14 protein-coding genes and 1 pseudogene are annotated in these 18,933 nt (G+C 44.3%); 8 read left to right on the forward strand and 7 right to left on the reverse strand.

Annotation, left to right across the window (positions count from 1 at the left end; genetic code table 11):
• Nucleotides 1-18 precede the first annotated feature (18 nt).
• From FTU50_RS11445 to FTU50_RS11465, 5 genes are all read right to left on the reverse strand, one after another.
• The gene (locus tag FTU50_RS11445; RefSeq protein ID WP_016659537.1) at nt 19-723 is read right to left on the reverse strand and encodes a molecular chaperone; all 705 of its coding nucleotides are present in this window, start codon (nt 721-723) and stop codon (nt 19-21) included.
• Between the two features lie 69 nt (nt 724-792).
• Nucleotides 793-1,314 carry a hypothetical protein gene (locus FTU50_RS11450; RefSeq protein ID WP_180046244.1) on the reverse strand — a complete coding sequence of 174 codons (522 nt, stop codon included), beginning with the start codon at nt 1,312-1,314 and terminating at the stop codon, nt 793-795.
• Between the two features lie 1,145 nt (nt 1,315-2,459).
• Nucleotides 2,460-3,476, reverse strand: coding sequence for a ketol-acid reductoisomerase (ilvC, locus tag FTU50_RS11455; protein ID WP_005182373.1), 1,017 nt, complete (start codon nt 3,474-3,476; stop codon nt 2,460-2,462).
• Between the two features lie 104 nt (nt 3,477-3,580).
• The gene (gene ilvN / locus FTU50_RS11460) at nt 3,581-4,072 is read right to left on the reverse strand and encodes an acetolactate synthase small subunit (protein ID WP_005182370.1); all 492 of its coding nucleotides are present in this window, start codon (nt 4,070-4,072) and stop codon (nt 3,581-3,583) included.
• Complete coding sequence (locus FTU50_RS11465) at nt 4,069-5,796, reverse strand: acetolactate synthase 3 large subunit (RefSeq protein ID WP_035363671.1); 1,728 nt, start codon at nt 5,794-5,796, stop codon at nt 4,069-4,071. Before FTU50_RS11465 ends, ilvN begins: the two co-directional genes overlap by 4 nt.
• Nucleotides 5,797-6,503: 707 nt before the next feature.
• Here FTU50_RS11465 and FTU50_RS11470 point away from each other — a divergent pair.
• From FTU50_RS11470 to FTU50_RS11505, 8 genes and pseudogenes are all read left to right on the forward strand, one after another.
• Nucleotides 6,504-6,857 (forward strand): DUF4124 domain-containing protein, encoded by a 354-nt coding sequence (locus FTU50_RS11470; protein WP_005182363.1) that lies wholly within the window; start codon nt 6,504-6,506, stop codon nt 6,855-6,857.
• Between the two features lie 127 nt (nt 6,858-6,984).
• Nucleotides 6,985-9,606 carry a leucine--tRNA ligase gene (gene leuS, locus FTU50_RS11475; RefSeq protein ID WP_180046246.1) on the forward strand — a complete coding sequence of 874 codons (2,622 nt, stop codon included), beginning with the start codon at nt 6,985-6,987 and terminating at the stop codon, nt 9,604-9,606.
• A 196-nt stretch (nt 9,607-9,802) separates the two neighbouring features.
• Nucleotides 9,803-10,330: an LPS assembly lipoprotein LptE gene (gene lptE, locus FTU50_RS11480; RefSeq protein ID WP_005182353.1), complete on the forward strand. Its 528-nt coding sequence runs from the start codon at nt 9,803-9,805 to the stop codon at nt 10,328-10,330.
• The gene (holA, locus tag FTU50_RS11485; RefSeq protein WP_163142809.1) at nt 10,327-11,316 is read left to right on the forward strand and encodes a DNA polymerase III subunit delta; all 990 of its coding nucleotides are present in this window, start codon (nt 10,327-10,329) and stop codon (nt 11,314-11,316) included. The genes lptE and holA overlap by 4 nt, the downstream gene beginning before the upstream one ends.
• A 118-nt stretch (nt 11,317-11,434) precedes the next feature.
• A complete protein-coding gene (locus FTU50_RS11490; protein WP_180046248.1) occupies nt 11,435-12,778 on the forward strand; it encodes a MacA family efflux pump subunit in 1,344 nt (447 codons plus the stop codon).
• A 2-nt stretch (nt 12,779-12,780) separates the two neighbouring features.
• The gene (locus FTU50_RS11495; RefSeq protein WP_180046250.1) at nt 12,781-14,760 is read left to right on the forward strand and encodes a MacB family efflux pump subunit; all 1,980 of its coding nucleotides are present in this window, start codon (nt 12,781-12,783) and stop codon (nt 14,758-14,760) included.
• Between the two features lie 10 nt (nt 14,761-14,770).
• Nucleotides 14,771-16,189: an efflux transporter outer membrane subunit gene (locus FTU50_RS11500; RefSeq protein WP_180046252.1), complete on the forward strand. Its 1,419-nt coding sequence runs from the start codon at nt 14,771-14,773 to the stop codon at nt 16,187-16,189.
• Between the two features lie 132 nt (nt 16,190-16,321).
• Nucleotides 16,322-17,021, forward strand: a pseudogene (locus tag FTU50_RS11505) (IS5 family transposase).
• Between the two features lie 66 nt (nt 17,022-17,087).
• Here FTU50_RS11505 and FTU50_RS11510 read toward each other — a convergent pair.
• Nucleotides 17,088-17,606, reverse strand: a complete 519-nt coding sequence (locus tag FTU50_RS11510; RefSeq protein WP_075167347.1) for a tetratricopeptide repeat protein — start codon at nt 17,604-17,606, stop codon at nt 17,088-17,090.
• Between the two features lie 593 nt (nt 17,607-18,199).
• Complete coding sequence (locus tag FTU50_RS11515; protein ID WP_168383420.1) at nt 18,200-18,931, reverse strand: tetratricopeptide repeat protein; 732 nt, start codon at nt 18,929-18,931, stop codon at nt 18,200-18,202.
• Between the last annotated feature and the right edge of the window lie 2 nt (nt 18,932-18,933).

The raw sequence follows: 18,933 nt of genomic DNA on the forward strand, positions 1-18,933 counted from the left end.
CAAATTCCCCCTATACCGCTAGTCCGAGAATTTAAGCTCCACCATGTTATCGTTCTTATCCGTAAAAAATTGGACAGTATACTTTTTTGGATCTGCAATCTTGGTTCCATTTAACTCATAGCTGTAATTCATTTTGGCCAATAAGTAAGCCATAGTATCGGCCTTAAACACTTCCTTCTTATTGGCATCAACAATCTTCAAATTATTAATCTGAACATGCGAATTGGCCTGATTTTGTGCAACCAGCCGGTTATTCTCAATATTAAATTTAACGTTCGTATCTTCCTGCTTACCGACAAATAAAGGCAGGTTAAAGCTGAGCAGAAAGTTAACTGAGGTTTCTTTCACGGCCTGTGGAATTTCTTCCACCAGAATGCGCCATGCACCCTCCTGATTACCGGTGAGTACCGACTCTAAAGGACGATTAAAACCAACACGGATAGTCTGTTTGCCATTCGGCTGCAGAATAAAGTTTTTGGGATTTAAAATAAGGGTGTCATCTGGTACTAAAACATTCTCACCATTGCCTTGTTGCGTCCATTTAAAGGCTTTAATTTCAAAAATTTTTGCTTCAGTTTCATCTGTAGATTCTAAAGTAAGCGTTGTGGTTCTTTGTTTAGCCTGACTGTTGATATACATCTGAACCGGGTCAATAGAAACACCTGCATAACTTGCAGATGCATAACACAGCGATGAAACTAAAAAGGCTATTATTTTTTTCATATTATTCCCCAGCTTTTATAACGAAAAAGCCTAACTTGGTCCGAAGACCAAGTTAGGCGAAACACTAAATTAGTAGAACACTTTGATTTTATAAGTGTCTGAATATGTACCTGCACGCTGGAATGGAGCTACTGCCGAGTTAGTAACCGAAACAGTATAGACATCATCTGCTAGACCAGCATGGTTACTGCTACCCCAAGCAATCGCACCACCACCTGTTTTTGTTGTTGTGATTGTAGTTGGAATACGTACTGTGCCATCATCTTCATGCTTAACATATGTACTTGCATTGGTACCATTGTTTGCAGTTGTAATATTTAATACATAGTGAGTATTACTTCTTACTGTATAGTTAGATGTTTTGGTACCACCGGCTTTGCTCAACTCAATTGCTGATCCGCCTTTAATTTCACATTTTTTTGGAACTTCTAGTTTAATTGGAATATCTTTTTCACAACCTAAAGTTGTACAGTTATTCCAGTTATGTTTACCACCTGGTTTACCAGCTGTTTCAGCTTCTGTTGCATAAATTGCTGATGAGCAAGTACCTGCAAATAATACCGCCATAGCTGTTTTAATTAATGTAGACATGTCGTGTTTCTCCATAACTTTAATATAAGAACCATTTTTCTAATCACTCACCCAAACCAGAATGTCTTTAGACTGATTAAAACCCGATCCTGAGCAAGTTCTTTTATTGTAGGTATTCCACAGAAAAAACCATCTATACGGGATTTTTCACACAAGGCTAAGTATTTATTTTTTAAAATTATTTTTCTTGCCTAATCGACTGTTTTTGGGCTAATTCTCTTTTTTTGGTGACCCAAATTCTCCTTGCTACTTGGGTCACTATTTTTAGGGAATTTTTTTCTAACCAGTTTTTTAAGATAAAAACAAATAGATGTTTTTTATAAAAAATATTAAATACCCTCAATAAACATTCCTTTACATTTATTACATTTTTTTTTAGTTTTCCTCGAAATATTGGAATTTTCCACCAAAAATTAGTTGAAATTTCACATATTATTAAGAAGCCTGACAATTTAAACAGATTATTTGATTGTTATTTTAAATATAAAATACTTAGTAATAGGGATAGCCTTATTCAATAAACTGTCAGGAAGAAATAATAAAATACATAAAGCACATCAGAAAAAACCAAAGCAGCCCAATCTGTTTTATTCCTGATTCATTTTTTACTTTTTTCGCATTTATTCATTTTTCACTCGACTTTTAATCTGAGTAAAAAATAATTCTTCTAAATAAAAGTATTTTTCAGCCAATTTAGTACCCCTATGCGATTAATTATCTCACTCAGTACAGTAGTTCTTTTTCATGCCGATGATCTGGCAGCGACGTCAATGCAGCGCCTTGAGTGAAGCGCAAGAAGTAGAAAAACAGTGTTTTGTATGAAGTACAAGGAAGAAAAGCACTCCTTTGAATGAAGCAAGGCACACAATATTAAATGTAAAAAAACCCACTCTAGTGAGTGGGTCTTCGCGTTCAAATCAAGTGATTCGAGAAATTAGTTCTTTTCTTTGTCTACGATTTTGTTTGCTTGAATCCAAGGTATGAGCAAGCTCAGAACACTGTTCTGAGTGAAGTGCAAGGAAAGAAAAGCACTGCTTTCTTTTCTTTAAGGCACGGAAGTTAACTTAACTCAGTAAGCTCTATTTTTAAATGACATAAAAAAGCCCCTGTGAAACACAAGGGCTTTTTGGCTCAGAAATTAGAACTTAGTTCTTTTCTTTATCAACGATTTTGTTTGCTTGAATCCAAGGCATCATCGCACGCAATTTAGCACCAGTCACTTCGATACCGTGAGCAGCATTTTGACGACGGCGAGCCGTCATAGATGGGTAGTTCAACGCACCTTCCTGGATGAACATCTTCGCGTATTCACCAGATTGAATACGTTTAAGCGCATTACGCATTGCTTCACGAGACTGTTCGTTGATGACTTCAGTACCTGTTACGTATTCGCCGTATTCAGCGTTGTTTGATACAGAGTAGTTCATGTCCGCGATACCGCCTTCGAACATTAAGTCAACGATCAATTTAAGTTCGTGTAGACATTCGAAGTAAGCCATTTCAGGCGCATAACCCGCTTCAACCAGAGTTTCGAAGCCCATTTTAACCAGTTCAACTGCACCACCACAAAGAACCGCTTGCTCACCGAACAGGTCAGTTTCAGTTTCTTCACGGAAAGAAGTTTCGATGATACCTGTACGGCCGCCACCTACGCCTGAAGCGTAAGAAAGTGCAAGGTTACGTGCATTACCAGAAGCATCTTGGTGAATCGCGATAAGATCAGGAACACCTGAACCACGTTGGTATTCAGAACGTACAGTGTGACCAGGTGCTTTAGGTGCAACCATGATTACGTCTAAGTCAGCACGTGGAACAACTTGGTTATAAAGAACAGAGAAACCGTGAGCAAATGCTAAAGTCGCGCCTTGCTTGATGTTTGGCTCAATCACGTCACGATAAAGTTGCGCTTGGAACTCGTCTGGAGTCAAGATCATCACCACGTCAGCTTGTGCAACTGCAGCAGGAACTTCAGCAACTTTAAGACCTGAATTTTCAGCTTTTTTCCAAGAAGCTGAACCAGCACGTAAACCAACAGTTACGTCAACGCCAGAATCTTTAAGGTTAAGCGCATGCGCGTGACCTTGTGAACCGTAACCAATGATCGCTACTTTCTTAGATTGGATGATAGATAAGTCGCAGTCTTTATCGTAAAAAATTTGCATTGCTGTCTCCGCTTAAATGCTTTTGATTCCTGTCCGCTAGGGCAATTTCATTATTCAGCTTGCTAGCGCCTCTCCCAGCCGAGAGAGGTGAATTCGTTGTTAAATTAAATAGTTAAAACTTTTTCGCCACGTGCGATACCCGATACGCCTGAACGCACCACTTCCAGAATGGTGTTCTCAGCCAACGCATCAATAAAGCCATCGAGCTTTTCTGTGGTACCGGCAATTTGAATGGTATAGGTCGTTGGTGTCACATCGACCACCTGACCACGGAAAATATCGGCAGTACGCTTGATTTCATCACGTGCTGAACCCAGTGCCTTGACTTTAATCAGCATCAGTTCACGCTCAATATGCGCACCTTCAGACAAATCTACCACTTTGACCACTTCAACCAGCTTGTTCAGCTGCTTGGTAATCTGCTCAATTTTGTGGTCATCACCATAAGTAGTGAGTGTCAAACGTGACAAAGTCGGGTCTTCAGTCGGTGCTACGTTCAGCGTCTCAATGTTATAACCACGTTGAGAGAACAAGCCCACTAAACGAGAAAGCGCACCAGCTTCGTTTTCAACGAGAACGGAAATAATGTGTCTCATTCTGTACGCTCCCCTTTTCCTAACCACATATCTTTCATGGACTGACCGGCAATCTGCATCGGATAAACGTGTTCAGTACGGTCAACCATCACGTTAATAAATACACATTTATCATTGATGGCCATGGCTTCAGCCAGCTTCGATTCAAGCTCATCGGCATGGTCAATCTGGATTCCCACGTGACCATACGCTTCCATCAGCTTGGCAAAGTCAGGTAAAGACTCTACATATGAGCTTGAGTGACGACCTTCATAGTTCATATCTTGCCACTGTTTTACCATACCCAAGGCACGGTTGTTCAGGCACAGAATTTTCACGTTCAAACCGTATTGCTTACAGGTCGACAGTTCCTGAATACACATCTGGATGGATGCTTCACCAGTAATACACACCACCTGCTGGTCTGGATACGCCAGTTTCGCAGCCATTGCATAAGGTAAGCCTACACCCATGGTGCCCAAGCCACCCGAGTTGATCCATTGACGTGGACGCTTATATTTGTAGTAAAGCGCACCAAACATCTGATGCTGACCAACGTCAGAAGTAATAATGGCCTCACCATTGGTCACTTTATCTAAAGCTTCAACCACCTGTTGTGGCTTCATGGTGCCATCAGTTGGCTTTTCATATTTCAGACCATGAACTTTACGCCATTCATTGATCTGCTCCCACCATGCTGCAATCGCTTCAGGATTTGGCTTCGACACATTCATCTGTTTCAGCTGTACCAGCATCTCCTGGAGTACAGGTTCAACTGCGCCCACAATTGGAATGTGCGCCATGATGGTTTTAGAAATTGTTGCCGGGTCAATATCAATATGAATGACTTTAGCATTCGGACAGAATTTTGCCGGATTGTTGGTGACACGGTCATCGAAACGCGCGCCGACACACAGAATCACGTCTGCATTGTGCATGGCCATGTTGGCTTCATAGGTACCGTGCATACCGAGCATGCCGATGAATTGCGGATCATCACCCGGGAATGCGCCCAAGCCCATTAAGGTATTGGTCACAGGATAACCCAGAATATGCGCCAGCTCAGTTAACTGTGCTGCGGCATTGCCCTGCACCACACCACCGCCTGAATAAATCACTGGACGTTTGGCATGAATCAGTTCATCAATCGCTTTACGGATTTGACCTGAGTGACCACGATGTGGTGGTTGATACGAACGCATCTTCACTTTTTCAGGATATTCGTAGGCAAATTTTTCTGCCGGATTGGTCGCATCTTTTGGAATATCAACCACAACCGGACCAGGACGGCCAGATGACGCGATATAGAATGCTTTTTTAATAATTGATGGAATTTCGCTGGCATGACGCACCTGGAAACTGTGTTTTACGATTGGTCGGGAAATCCCCACCATATCGGTTTCCTGGAACGCATCTTCACCAATTAAATGAGAAGCAACCTGACCTGACAGAATCACCATTGGAATGGAGTCCATATAGGCTGTTGCAATTGGAGTAACGGTGTTGGTTGCACCTGGACCTGAAGTCACCAGCACCACACCGGTCTTACCGGTTACGCGCGAGTAAGCATCAGCCATATGGCCTGCTGCCTGTTCATGGCGCACAAGGTAATGATTGATTTTGTCTTGTTGAAAGAACGCGTCGTAAATGTGTAAAACGGCGCCGCCTGGGTATCCAAATACATGTTCAACGCCTTCGTCCGCTAATGCACGAACGAGCATTTCACCACCAGATAAAAGTTCCAACGTGATTCACCCTAATCTTAATCACTGCGAAATGGGAGGCATTTGCAGCGTTTCATTAATTCATTGTTGCACTGTTATAGCACACATATTTCATAGTTTTCATCGCAATAGGAAAAATTTGTGATCTGATTGCTGATTGAGCAATATGAGATCTAAAAACATGTTGGGATAAACACGTTTCACAGCTTTGTTCAGCTTCTCGGCTAGAGAAGTTGCCCATTGCATGACATGACACTTATTCGAAGGGTGATCGATCTAAGGCATATAAAACTAAAGACAGCATTTTTGTAGTTTCGTCCCCTAAAGTCAAGTTTAAAAATTGGCTTTTTTCCTAAACTTGGCTGTGTGCCTGTTTTTTAAACATATCTAGTTTTCAAGCATTACATAGAAAAATTTAAATTTCCGTTATAAAACATGATATTTCATGTGTTTGCCTTTATTTCACATAAATTTTAAATATAAAATACATAAAAAAAATGAATGAATTTTATTAAATAAAAAATCGTTTATTTATAATTCACCCATCAAAATGGATCATTCTGCAGCAGTAAAATGGTTATTTCAGATACAACAGCCGAGGATATTCAGGCGCAGATTCATGCTGTTATTTTTCATCTTCCAGCCTAAAAATTAATCAACTTTGGCGCCAATTATTGCTAAGATAAACGCGCAGATTGATCAGCTGAATACAGCATGAGGATAACAAGATGAATCGCTCTATTTTAACTTGGGGATTATGTTCAGTAGTCGCACTGGCCAGCGCCAATGTGATGGCCAAACAGTACTACAAATGGGTCGATGCCAATGGTTCAACCCATTACACCACCACCCCGCCACCGAAAAATGCCAAGAAACACGGCAAAGTCGATACTTACGGCTGGCGCAACTCTGCCCCAACGACTTCAGCGCAAACGGCGGCAGCGAATAATACGCACAGTCCAACCACAGCACAGACAGCGAACACGCCAGCAACCGCTCCCGAGATGGATTCACAGCAACGTGAAGCCAATGCTGCCCTGCAGCAAGCCCAACAGGAACGTGCCAATCCGCAAGTTTTTTAAGTTTCTGCTTGCTCTGGCCTGATCAGTTAAATTTTTCCAGCAGAAACCGCCGCGCAAAATTCACTTTTCGCTGCATTTTGCGCTATGCTGTGCAACAAACTTTTAACCGTAATTCATTAATCCGTTTATGACTACTCATATTGACCCTGAATATCAAGCCAGTGCGATTGAACCTCAAGTCCAAAGCGACTGGGAAACTCGCAAAGCCTTTAAAGTTGCCGACACTGTAGAAGGTCCACGTCGTTATATCCTCTCGATGTTCCCTTACCCAAGTGGCAAACTGCATATGGGTCATGTGCGTAACTATACGATTGGTGACGTGATCAGCCGTTTCCACCGCTTAAAAGGCGAAACCGTACTGCAACCAATGGGTTGGGATGCCTTCGGTCTGCCTGCTGAAAACGCAGCCATTGCACACCAGGTTGCACCAGCAAAATGGACTTTTGAAAACATTGATTACATGCGTAATCAGTTGAAAAAACTTGGTCTATCGATTGACTGGGATCGTGAATTTGCAACCTGTACACCAGAATACTATCGCTGGGAACAATGGTTATTTGTTCAGCTTTATAAAAAAGGTCTGATCTACCGTAAACTTTCAACGGTGAACTGGGATCCAGTGGATCAAACCGTACTTGCCAACGAACAGGTTGAAAATGGTCGTGGCTGGCGTTCAGGTGCATTGGTTGAAAAACGTGATATTCCAATGTACTACTTCCGCATTACTGACTATGCGCAAGAATTACTGGACGACCTAGACACGCTGAAAGATGGTTGGCCACAACAAGTATTAACCATGCAACGTAACTGGATTGGTCGCTCACAGGGTATGGAAATTACCTTCCCTTCAGCAAATCCTGACGTGTATGCAGATGGTTTAACAGTCTTCACAACGCGTGCTGACACCTTAATGGGCGTGACTTATGTTGCAGTTGCAGCAGAGCACCCAATGGCGCTTAAAGCAGCTGAAAACAACCCTGAACTTGCTGCATTTATCGAAGAATGCCGTATGGGTTCAGTTGCAGAAGCTGATCTTGCGACTGCTGAGAAGAAAGGCATGGCAACAGGTCTTTCTGTAAAACACCCTGTGACAGGTGAAGAAGTTCCGGTTTGGATCGCGAACTATGTGCTGATGTCATACGGTTCAGGTGCGGTGATGGCAGTGCCTTCACACGATGAACGTGACTTCGAATTTGCCAATAAATATGGCCTCACCATCAAACAAGTGATTGATGCCAAAGGCGCAGATGATGCGGAATTTGACGCAACTCAGTGGCAAGAATGGTACGGCTCTAAAGAAGGTAAATTGGTCAATTCAGGTGAATTTGACGGTTTAGACTTCCAGGGTGCATTTGATGCATTCTTGGCAAAACTTGAACCACAAGGTCTTGCCAATGTCAAAGTTCAATTCCGTTTACGCGACTGGGGTGTATCTCGTCAGCGTTATTGGGGTTGTCCAATTCCAATGATCAACTGTGACACGTGTGGTCAAGTGCCAGTGCCTGAAGATCAACTTCCGGTTGTACTTCCGACTAATGTTGTGCCTGATGGTTCAGGTAACCCACTCAATAAAATGCCTGAGTTCTACGAAACCAAATGTCCATGCTGTGGTGGCGACGCACGTCGTGAAACAGATACATTGGATACCTTCGTAGAATCTTCTTGGTACTATGCACGTTATGCTTCTCCAGACTTTACAGATGGCATGGTGAAACCTGAAGCGGGTCAAACCTGGTTGCCTGTGAACCAATACATCGGTGGTGTGGAACACGCGATTCTGCACTTGTTATATGCACGTTTCTTCCACAAATTGATGCGTGACGAAGGCGTGGTACAAGGCAACGAACCATTCACCAACTTGTTAACACAAGGTATGGTACTTGCCGATACTTATTACCGCGAGTCTGAATCAGGTAAGAAAACTTGGTTCAACCCTGCCGACATCGAACTTGAAAAAGACGAAAAAGGTCGTATCACGTCTGCGAAATACAAAGGTGATGGTCAAGACGTCATTGTTGGCGGCCAAGAAAAAATGTCGAAATCGAAAAATAACGGGATCGACCCGCAAGCGATTATTGACCAATACGGCGCAGATACGGCTCGTGTATTCATGATGTTTGCAGCCCCTCCTGATCAATCTCTTGAATGGTCTGATGCTGGTGTTGAAGGTGCAAACCGCTTCCTGAAACGTGTATGGCGTTTGGCAACTGGTTTCCTTGAACAAGGCAACAATGCATCAAACATCGACAAAGCTGCGCTTTCTACAGCAGCGCAAGACTTACGTCGTAAAACCCATGAAACCATCCAAAAAGTGGGTGATGACATCGAACGTCGTCATGCCTTTAACACTGCTATTGCAGCGATGATGGAACTTCTAAACGCAAACAACAAGTTTGAAGTGAAAGATGACAATGACGTGGCGGTTGCACGTGAATCCATCACCACGCTGTTAACTTTACTTGCACCATTTGCCCCACACTTAAGCCAGACTTTATTGGCGCAGTTTGGCATTGAGTTAACCTCTGCTCAATTCCCAATCGTTGATGAATCTGCGTTAACCCGTAATACCCAAACCATCGTGGTTCAGGTGAACGGTAAGCTTCGTGGCAAATTAGAAGTGTCTGTGGATGCATCGAAAGATGACATTTTGGCACAAGCAAAAGCATTGCCTGAAGTGCAACAATTCTTGACTGGCCCAACCAAGAAAGAAATTGTGGTGCCGAATAAGTTAGTGAATTTGGTGGTTTAAGAATCTCCCCTACCCCCTCTTTAAAAAAGAGGGGAAAAGCCTCCCTGAGCAAGAGATAAAGCACCGCTTTAGATCGAAGCGCAAGAAAGGGAGGCTTAAAAAACACAAAGCCCGTTGCCAGTCAACGGGCTTTGCACATACAATCAAAATCTCATTTTATTTTTCGCTTGATTCAGGCCAACACAGAGGACAACACATGCATTTGGGCAAACGTGTCGCAGCTATTGTACTTACATGCGGTTTAGCTACTAGCCTGGTCGGTTGTGGTTTTCATCTGAAAGGCACCAACCCAACCGTCGCCCCGGTGGCCTATTCGAAAATGCGTCTGGCGCTGCCTGCCCAAGCGGAAGAATTACAGGAAAAACTGTCGATTTATTTGGGTGCCGCCGGTGTCCAGCTCAGCAATAGCAATGATGCCTATCTGCTGCGGGTACTCGACTATAGCCCGCGCCGTCTGGAATTAAATGGCAAGCTGGTCGAAACCATGCTGCGTTTAAATGTGACTTTCCGTATTGAAGATGCACAAGGCAATCCGGTAACTGAACCGCGTACCGTAGTCGCCACCCGAAGCTATCAATATGATGTCGCAACAGTGAACACCGATGATCAGGAACAGAAATTCCTGCGTGATGTGATCATTGATGACGTGGCTCAGCAAATTGTGCGTCAGATTTCATCAAACCGCTTACCTGCCGCATCGACCAGCCAAACTGCTGCACCATGAAACTGGATTACTTACAGGCCCTGAAACGGATTGATGATGCCCGGGGGGCCTGGGTGCTGCATGGTCAGGAACCATTACTAGAACAAAACCTGATTGATGCTTTTCGCCAAAGCTGGCAGAAGCAGGACATTGAACGTCAGCGCTATGATATTAGCAGCGTCAGTGACTGGAAAAATGTCTTTAATGCCTTAAACAGCCTGTCTTTATTTTCCACCCAACTGGCGGTTGAAGTGCATGGTAACATCAAGCCCGATGCCAGCAGCTTAAAACTGCTGAAAAACTACTTACAACAAGACAGCAATAACCTGCTGCTGGTGGTCATGCCCAAGCAGGATGCCAGTAGCCTCAAGTCAAGCTTTTTCCAGACGGTGGAGGCCAATGGCGTTTGCGTCGCCTTAACGGCAAATTACCCACGCGATCGTCAGCAGATTTTAGCAGTTGAAGCGCAGAAACTCGGGATTCAACTGGCCAATGATGCCTGGCAATGGCTGGAACAGCATCATGAACACAACTTGCTGGCGGCCAAAAATAGCTTGATGCGGGTGCGCGATACATTTCCGGACCTTGAACAGATTCAGATTGAGCATTTATATGCCTGCCTGCAAGACCAGTCACGCTATACCACTTATGATTTAAGCGATGCCCTTTTAGCCGGAAATCTGGCTCAATCTATCAAGATTTTTCAGTATCTGACTGCCTCTGGCGAGCCGATGAGCCTGATCTTATGGAGTATCAGCAAGGAAATGCGACTTCTGATGCAACTGTTCGAGCAACCACAGAATGCCTTGCAACTGGGGATCTGGAAAAACAAGGTCAGCACTTATCAGCAGGCGGTACGCCGTTTATCGCCACAGACGTTTTTAAGCTGGCCAGCGCTGTTATTAAATATTGATGCGGCTATTAAAGGCGTCAGTCAGGACAACCCGGAACAGCTGGTGCAGCAAGCCATTGCCAGTCTCTGTGGTCGGCCTTTATTTGCTGTTTAACCGGATATTCAGACCTGCATAGAATAATTATCATTTGCAATGTCTTCAAAATATTCACGATTTATCCTTAATTCGCTTTTATAATTCCGTTTAATTCTTTTTACCTGTTTCGATGATCATGCCTAAAATAAAACCAACCAAACTCGCGCTTGCTGCGTTGGCCATTGTGGCACTTATTGCTGCAGCCTGGTTCTTTTTAAAACCTAAACAGGAACAGCCACAGTACATTACCGCTGCCGTCAGCCGTGGCGATATTGAAAATTCAGTACTGGCCACCGGTGTCCTTGAAGCCACCAAAATGGTCAGTGTCGGCGCCCAGGTGTCGGGACAGGTCAGAAAAATGTATGTTGAACTCGGCGATCAGGTCAAACAGGGCCAGCTGATTGCCCAGATTGATTCGGTACGTCAGGAAAACGAATTAAAAACCGCAGAAGCCAGCATTAAAAACCAACAGGCTCAACTGGCGGTGCGTCAGGCCAATCTTGCCAAAGTCGAAGCTGAATATCGCCGACAACAGGCCATGTATGACCAGGATGCGACCTCACGTGCAGAACTGGAAGCCGCACTGGCCAGCTACAAAACCGCACAGGCCGATATTGCTGCCATTAATGCCCAGATTGAACAGTCCCGCTTAACTTTAGCCACCACACGTGAAGATTTAGGCTATACTCGTATTGTTGCACCCATGGATGGTACGGTCGTGGCGATTGTTACGGAAGAAGGTCAGACTGTAAACGCCAACCAGAGTGCGCCGACCATTGTCAAACTAGCCAAGCTCGACACCATGACCGTAAAATCGGAGATTTCTGAAGCCGACGTTATGAAAGTGGAAGAAGGCCAGCGTGTGTACTTCACCACCTTGGGCAACAGTGAGAAAAAACACTACGCCACCTTGCGTCAGGTTGAACCGGCACCGAATTCAATTAACACCGAAACCAGTAACAGTTCCTCTACTTCAAGCTCTGCGGTGTATTACAACGCCCTGTTTGATGTTCCGAATGAAGATGGCAAGTTGCGTATTGACATGACCGCACAGGTGTCAATTGTGCTGGATGAAGCGAAAAATGTCCTGATGATTCCAGCGGCAGCCATTCAGGCCTCTAACCGTCCACAGCGTAGCCGTGCCCCGGGTGCAGATCAGGCGCCGGCTGAACGCGGTGCATCTGAAGCTCGTGGTCAACGCCCGGCCGATGACCGTCCTGCGCGCTTAACCCTGACCGAACAGGAACGTGCCCTGATTGATCAAGGCAAAGCTGCACTGGCAATGGTACGTGTCTTACAGGCCGATGGCAGCGCCAAACCGCAACAGGTCCTGACTGGCTTAAATAACCGGGTTAGCGTTGAAATCATCAAAGGTTTGAAAGAAGGTGATCAGGTCATTATTGCCGATGGTTCAGATACTTCAAACGATGGCGCCAAACGTAGTAACCGTGGTGGTCCTTCCGGCCCAATGAGAATGTAAGCATGAGTCAACAACAGCAACCTCTACTCGAGGTCAAGAATCTGACTCGTGAATTCCCGGCAGGTGAATCAACGGTGCAGATTCTCAAGGGTGTCGATCTGGCGATTTACCCCGGTGAACTGGTCGCAATTGTCGGTCAGTCCGGTTCGGGTAAATCGACTCTGATGAATATTTTAGGCTGTCTGGATAAACCGACCTCGGGCAGCTACCGCGTCAATGGCCGTGAAACCCGTGAACTGGAACCCGATGAACTGGCGCAGTTACGCCGTGAATATTTTGGTTTTATTTTCCAGCGTTATCACTTACTCGGTGATTTGAATGCTGCTGGTAACGTTGAAGTTCCCGCGATCTATGCTGGTGCCGATACCGATGAACGTCATCAACGTGCAGAAAAACTGCTGACCGATTTGGGTCTGGGCGAGAAAACCCAGAACCGTCCGAGCCAGCTTTCCGGTGGTCAGCAACAGCGTGTTTCGATTGCCCGTGCACTGATGAATGGCGGCGATGTGATTCTGGCCGATGAACCAACCGGTGCGCTGGATAAAAATAGCGGCATCGAGGTGATGCGGATTCTGCGCGAGCTGAATGCCCAAGGTCATACCATTATTCTGGTCACCCATGACCACAATGTCGCCAAAAGCGCCAGCCGGATTATTGAAATCAGTGATGGGAATATTATTTCCGATCAGCCGAATACGCCGGAAACCGAAGGCGCGCCCCTAGAAAAACAGCAACTGCAACGCAATACACAAAAGAAAATTTCGTCCTGGCGTTCTGCGGTGGACCGCCTAGGGGAAGCCTTTCGTATGGCCTTACTGGCCATGAATGCACACCGGATGCGGACCTTCCTGACCATGCTCGGGATTATTATCGGGATTGCCTCGGTGGTTTCGGTGGTCGCACTCGGCAATGGTTCACAAAAACAGATTCTGGAAAACATCAGCAGTCTGGGTACCAATACCATCACCGTGTATCAGGGCCGGGGCTTCGGGGACAATTCACGTTCCTCTCAGGTCAGAACCCTGATTCCCGCAGATGCCGATGCGCTGGCGGAACAGCCCTATGTCGATGGGGTCAGCCCGTCGGTGAATACCAGCGTGACCGGACGCTTTAAGGAAATTGAAGCCTCGACCACCGTGAATGGTGTGAGTGAAGACTTCTTCTATGTACGCGGTCTGGATTTTAACAGCGGTCAACCTTTTGACCGGAGCAGTGTCCGCACTCAAGCCCAAGACGTGGTGATTGATACCAACACCCAAAAGACTTTCTTTAGTGACGGCTCTAACCCGGTAGGTCAGGTGATTTTACTGGGGAGCGTACCCAGTCGGATCATTGGGGTGGTCGATGCCCAGCAAGGCATGGGCGGTAATGCGGATAGCCTGAATGTCTATCTGCCCTACTCCACCGTTTTAAGCCGGATGCTGGGGCAATCGCATGTGCGCAGCATCATTGTCCGGATTAAAGATGAATATCCAAGTGCCACCGCAGAAAATGCAATTTTAAGCCTGCTGGTCCAACGCCACGGTGCGCAGGATGTCTTTACCCAGAATGCCGACAGTATTCGGGAAACCATCCAGCAGACCACTGCGACGATGACCCTGCTGATTTCAGCCATTGCCGTGATTTCTCTGGTGGTGGGTGGTATCGGGGTGATGAACATCATGCTGGTATCGGTTACAGAGCGGACGCAGGAAATCGGCGTTCGTATGGCGGTGGGTGCCCGACAAAGTGACATCTTGCAGCAGTTCCTGATTGAAGCCGTACTGGTCTGTATTTTAGGTGGTATTCTCGGGGTGCTCTTATCTTTAGGGATTGGACAACTGATTACCCAGTTCGCCGGCGGGACTTTCCAAATGGCTTACTCGACCACCTCCATTGTGGCAGCCTTTATCTGTTCCAGCCTGATCGGGATTGTGTTTGGCTTTATTCCTGCCCGTAACGCTGCCCGTTTAAATCCCGTCGATGCCCTGTCTCGAGAATAAGGATACTTTCATGCAATTGAATTTCAGTAAACTTGCAACCGCCTTGCTATTGAGCAGCAGCCTGGTCGGCTGTGCGGCGGTGGTGAAAACCCCATATCAGGCACCCGCTGTGACTATTCCAGGCAGTTTCCAGAACAGTAAAGCGGTTAGCCAGCAGGTGCATGCCCAGGTTCAGGCCGATCAGTGGTGGACGCTGTTTAAGGATGCCCAGCTGAATGCCCTGGTTGAACAAACCTTGACGCGCAATAGCGATCTGGCAGTTGCGGGGATTAACCTGCAACAGGCTCGTCTACAGGCGGGACAGTCTCAAAGCCAGCAAGGGATCCGGATTGGAGATGCCAGCATTTCAACCGGGCACCGTTTTAGTCTGGATGGCGATGGTAATGCCTCGACCGGAATTTCTCTGGGCTATCCACGCTTGAGTTATGAACTGGATTTATTTGGCAAACTGGCCAACCAGACCGAAGCTGCGCGCTGGGAAGCCTTAGCCACCGAGCAGGATTTACAGGCCACAGCACAGAGTTTGATTGGTACAGCAGCAGAGCTGTATTGGCAGCTGGGCTATTTAAATGAACGTTATCAGGTGGTCCAGCAAAACCTGGCGACCGCACAAAAAACCTATGAACTGGTACAAGTACAGTATCGGGCTGGCGCGGTATCGGGTCTGGATGTAACCCAGGCAGAACAGTCGGTACAAAACCAGAAATCAACCTTAAGCCAGATTGAGCAGCAGCGTGTAGAAACCCGGACAGCCTTGGCGGTTTTATTAAACATGCCGGTGCAGCAGCTGAATATTCAGGAACCGCCGCGTTTACCACGCACGGCTCTGCCGGAGATTAGTGCCGGTTTACCTGCAGAATTATTGGCGCGTCGTCCGGACTTACAGGCTGCCGAGTTACGCCTGCGTAAAGCCCTGGCCAATAAAGATGCCAATCGGGCCAGCTATTATCCATCGATCAGCTTGACCGGTGCGCTCTCTAGCGGTGTAGTCGCCTCTACCTCACTAAGCAGTGCATTGCAAAATCCGGCCTTGACCTTGGGTGCAGGATTAAGTCTGCCATTTTTACAATGGAATGACATGAAACGCGATTTACAGGTCAACGAACTGGAATATGAAAAAGCGATTTTAGAGTATCGCCAGACCCTATATGCCGCCTTTGCAGATGTGGAAAATGCATTATCGGCACGTAATGAGCTGGATAAGCAGCTTGCTTTACAGGCACGTAATGTCGAACTGGCGGAAAAGTCTGAACGGTTGACTGAAGTTCGTTATCGTAACGGCGCAGTGGCGTTAAAAAATCTGTTAGATGCACAGGAAACCACGCGTAATGCCCGTTTGTCTTTGGTACAAACCCGTCAGAGCCAATACAATGCTTATGTGACCTTGTTACAAGCGTTGGGTGGGAGTCCAATTCAGCAGTTGCCTTAAATTTGATTAAAAATTAAAAAGCCCTAAGGGGCTTTTTTAAATTCAAGATGTAAAAATCTTAGAGTGTAGTATTTCATGGGCTTTGTTGCACAAACCTATCTGTAAAGGCTTTTTCAGCGATATAATTTTCAAATGAAGAAGCCTACACACAAAATCTACCGTACAACCAATTGGCCCGCATATAACCGAGCACTCATGAGTCGCGGAAATATTGCCATTTGGTTTGATCCTGCTACGCGATGGGCTGCATCTACTCATAGACTCTACAGGCATGAAGTTTCTGGGTGAGGGCGAATGGAAACGCAAGAAACATGGACCTGAATATCGTCGCCAATGGCGTAAATTACATATTGGTATAGATGCTAAAACCCTGCAAATACGTGCTATTCAGCTCACAACCAATAATGTCAGTGATTCACAGGTGCTTGGTGATTTACTCGATCAGATTCCACAAGATGAGCAGATTGACTCTGTTTATACCGATGGAGCTTATGATACCAAGCAATGCCGTCAGGTCATTGCAGATCGGCAAGCGCATGCAGTGATTCCACCTAGAAAAAATGCGAAACCATGGAAAGATACAAAGAGTAGCTCGCTAGCGCGAAATGAATTACTTCGAACAGTTAAACGTTTAGGCAGGACACTATAGAAAAAATGGTCAGGCTATCATCGCCGCAGTTTGGTGGAAACCAAGATGCATTGCATCAAATTATTAGGCGATAAATTAATGGCAAGAAGCTTTCCTAGTCAGGTGAATGAGATTCATGCACGTGTAGCAGTCCTCAACAGATTTACGGAATTAGGTCGACCACTTACCCAAGTTACGCCTTAAATTTGGCTCAATTAGGGGCGCTTTGCATTTCAAATCTTTGTGCAACAAAGCCGTAAATAGACCAAACTACTTATCACTCTCCATAAGAAGTTTTATATCATCTGGTATTGATGCATCTGGTATTTCATTATTTTTTATTTTCTGTAAATAACTTTTAGCAATTTCTTCATTATTACTTGCAGCAAGTGTTAGCCACTTTTCTGCTTTTACCAAATCTTGAGTTACTCCATTAGTTCCAAAAAAATAGGCTGTACCTAAATTAAGTTGAGCAAGTGAAGACCCCTTAGATGCAGCTAACTCTGACCAATAAATAAATTTCTCTCCACTTTTTGGTACGCCCTCACCAAATGCATATAATCCAGCCAATTCATTTTGGGCAATTACATCCCCACTTTCAGCAGACGTTTCTAAAAGTTTTAAATAATTTTCCTTATCGCCAGCTTCAGAATATTTCTGTATTTTTTGATATGAATCTTGCTCCGTTGATGTAATCTTTTCTGAATCAGGAAGTGTATTCGTTGATGTACCATTACTACAACCACTTACCATCAATAGGCTGAAAAAGATAGAATAAGAATATTTCATTTACTAACTCCAAAAATTAAAAACTTGACGGAAACCATTGAGAACTCGGAGGTACATTTAAATACACAGGATTTTCTTTTTGATATCTCTCCCCCAGTTCTTGTAATCGCTTCATTTCAGTACATTTGCCACTTGAGTTGGATTAGGCATAACTAATGCAGCGGTCTTTTGCTTCATCCAATAATGTAGATGCGCCGACAGGACTTGTATTAGTATAGACTACCCACCCATCGAAAATGCTTATGGTGAGGCAGGTAAACTATAATTAGCTAATGCTGGTACTGCTACTCAGCATGCTGAGTTATATTTTCTTGCGCATGGCTTTTTTGGTCATTATCACCACACCCAGTTAACCCCAATAAAATTGCTAGTAAAAGTATTTCTTTCATTTATTTCTCCTTGTTTTCAGTTATTTTACTTTTTAATAAATGACTATAATTGGTAAGAAATAAAAAAACCTGCTAATACTTTTCTCTTTAATTACAAAAACAAGAAAATAATTTTATTTAAAAAACCTATCAAACAGTATCTTTTCATATAACCCCAGAAAATAAAGCTTCATTATGATAAAAATGATAATGAAGCCTCATCATTTATTTTTGCCTAAGAATATTTAAATTATTAATTGCGTTTAAATGTCCTTGTTTAGCTGCTTTTTCATACCAAAATTCAGCTTGATTTTTATCTTTTTTTACATACACACCTTGCTCAAAGAAAACCCCTAAATTATATTGAGCTTCAGGATTACCTAGTTCAGCAGCTTTTTCAGAAAAACTAAATGCTTTCTCATAGTTTTCCTGATCCAAGTACATTTTTGATAAACCCTCATATGCCCGTGAAGGGTTATCTTGGACCCCTAATAAATACCAACTCTCTGCTTTTTCAAAATCTGGTGATCGACCAAAATCCTTAACTCTATATAGCTCTGCTAAGTTCAATTTAGCATCTTTGTTACCATACTTATTTGCTTCTAGAAAATACTCTTCAGCCTTCTGAAAATTCTTATCTTTTCCTAAACCAGCAAAATAAATCATACCTAATGAGTTTATAGCTTCATGGTTATTAGCTTTTGCAGCCTTTTCAAACCAATAGTAAGCTTTATCATAATTAGGTTTGATATTATCTAACCCATTTAGATAGACCCATCCCATTAGATTCTCTTTTTCATCTAAGGATAGATCTTTTAAATTAAAAATTTCACACTGCTTACTACTACTTCCTGCTAATTTACACTCTTCCTCAAGCGTAGGAAACCTGTCCTGTTTATTCAAATTTGTACAAGCAATTAAACTTCCGAGAATAAAAAATAGTAAAATATGCTTCATAT

This window comes from Acinetobacter sp. YH12112 (assembly GCF_013418945.1).
GTDB lineage: Bacteria > Pseudomonadota > Gammaproteobacteria > Pseudomonadales > Moraxellaceae > Acinetobacter > Acinetobacter indicus.

What these genes read in the sequence shown, in the direction of transcription:
- ilvC (WP_005182373.1), bottom strand. Translation starts at nt 3,476, where the DNA reads ATGCAAATTTTTTACGATAAAGACTGCGACTTATCTATCATCCAATCT.
- FTU50_RS11510 (WP_075167347.1), bottom strand. Translation starts at nt 17,606, where the DNA reads ATGAAATATTCTTATTCTATCTTTTTCAGCCTATTGATGGTAAGTGGT.
- lptE (WP_005182353.1), top strand. Translation starts at nt 9,803, where the DNA reads ATGCATTTGGGCAAACGTGTCGCAGCTATTGTACTTACATGCGGTTTA.
- FTU50_RS11470 (WP_005182363.1), top strand. Translation starts at nt 6,504, where the DNA reads ATGAATCGCTCTATTTTAACTTGGGGATTATGTTCAGTAGTCGCACTG.
- FTU50_RS11495 (WP_180046250.1), top strand. Translation starts at nt 12,781, where the DNA reads ATGAGTCAACAACAGCAACCTCTACTCGAGGTCAAGAATCTGACTCGT.
- FTU50_RS11500 (WP_180046252.1), top strand. Translation starts at nt 14,771, where the DNA reads ATGCAATTGAATTTCAGTAAACTTGCAACCGCCTTGCTATTGAGCAGC.
- ilvN (WP_005182370.1), bottom strand. Translation starts at nt 4,072, where the DNA reads ATGAGACACATTATTTCCGTTCTCGTTGAAAACGAAGCTGGTGCGCTT.
- leuS (WP_180046246.1), top strand. Translation starts at nt 6,985, where the DNA reads ATGACTACTCATATTGACCCTGAATATCAAGCCAGTGCGATTGAACCT.
- FTU50_RS11515 (WP_168383420.1), bottom strand. Translation starts at nt 18,931, where the DNA reads ATGAAGCATATTTTACTATTTTTTATTCTCGGAAGTTTAATTGCTTGT.
- FTU50_RS11450 (WP_180046244.1), bottom strand. Translation starts at nt 1,314, where the DNA reads ATGTCTACATTAATTAAAACAGCTATGGCGGTATTATTTGCAGGTACT.
- FTU50_RS11445 (WP_016659537.1), bottom strand. Translation starts at nt 723, where the DNA reads ATGAAAAAAATAATAGCCTTTTTAGTTTCATCGCTGTGTTATGCATCT.
- holA (WP_163142809.1), top strand. Translation starts at nt 10,327, where the DNA reads ATGAAACTGGATTACTTACAGGCCCTGAAACGGATTGATGATGCCCGG.
- FTU50_RS11490 (WP_180046248.1), top strand. Translation starts at nt 11,435, where the DNA reads ATGCCTAAAATAAAACCAACCAAACTCGCGCTTGCTGCGTTGGCCATT.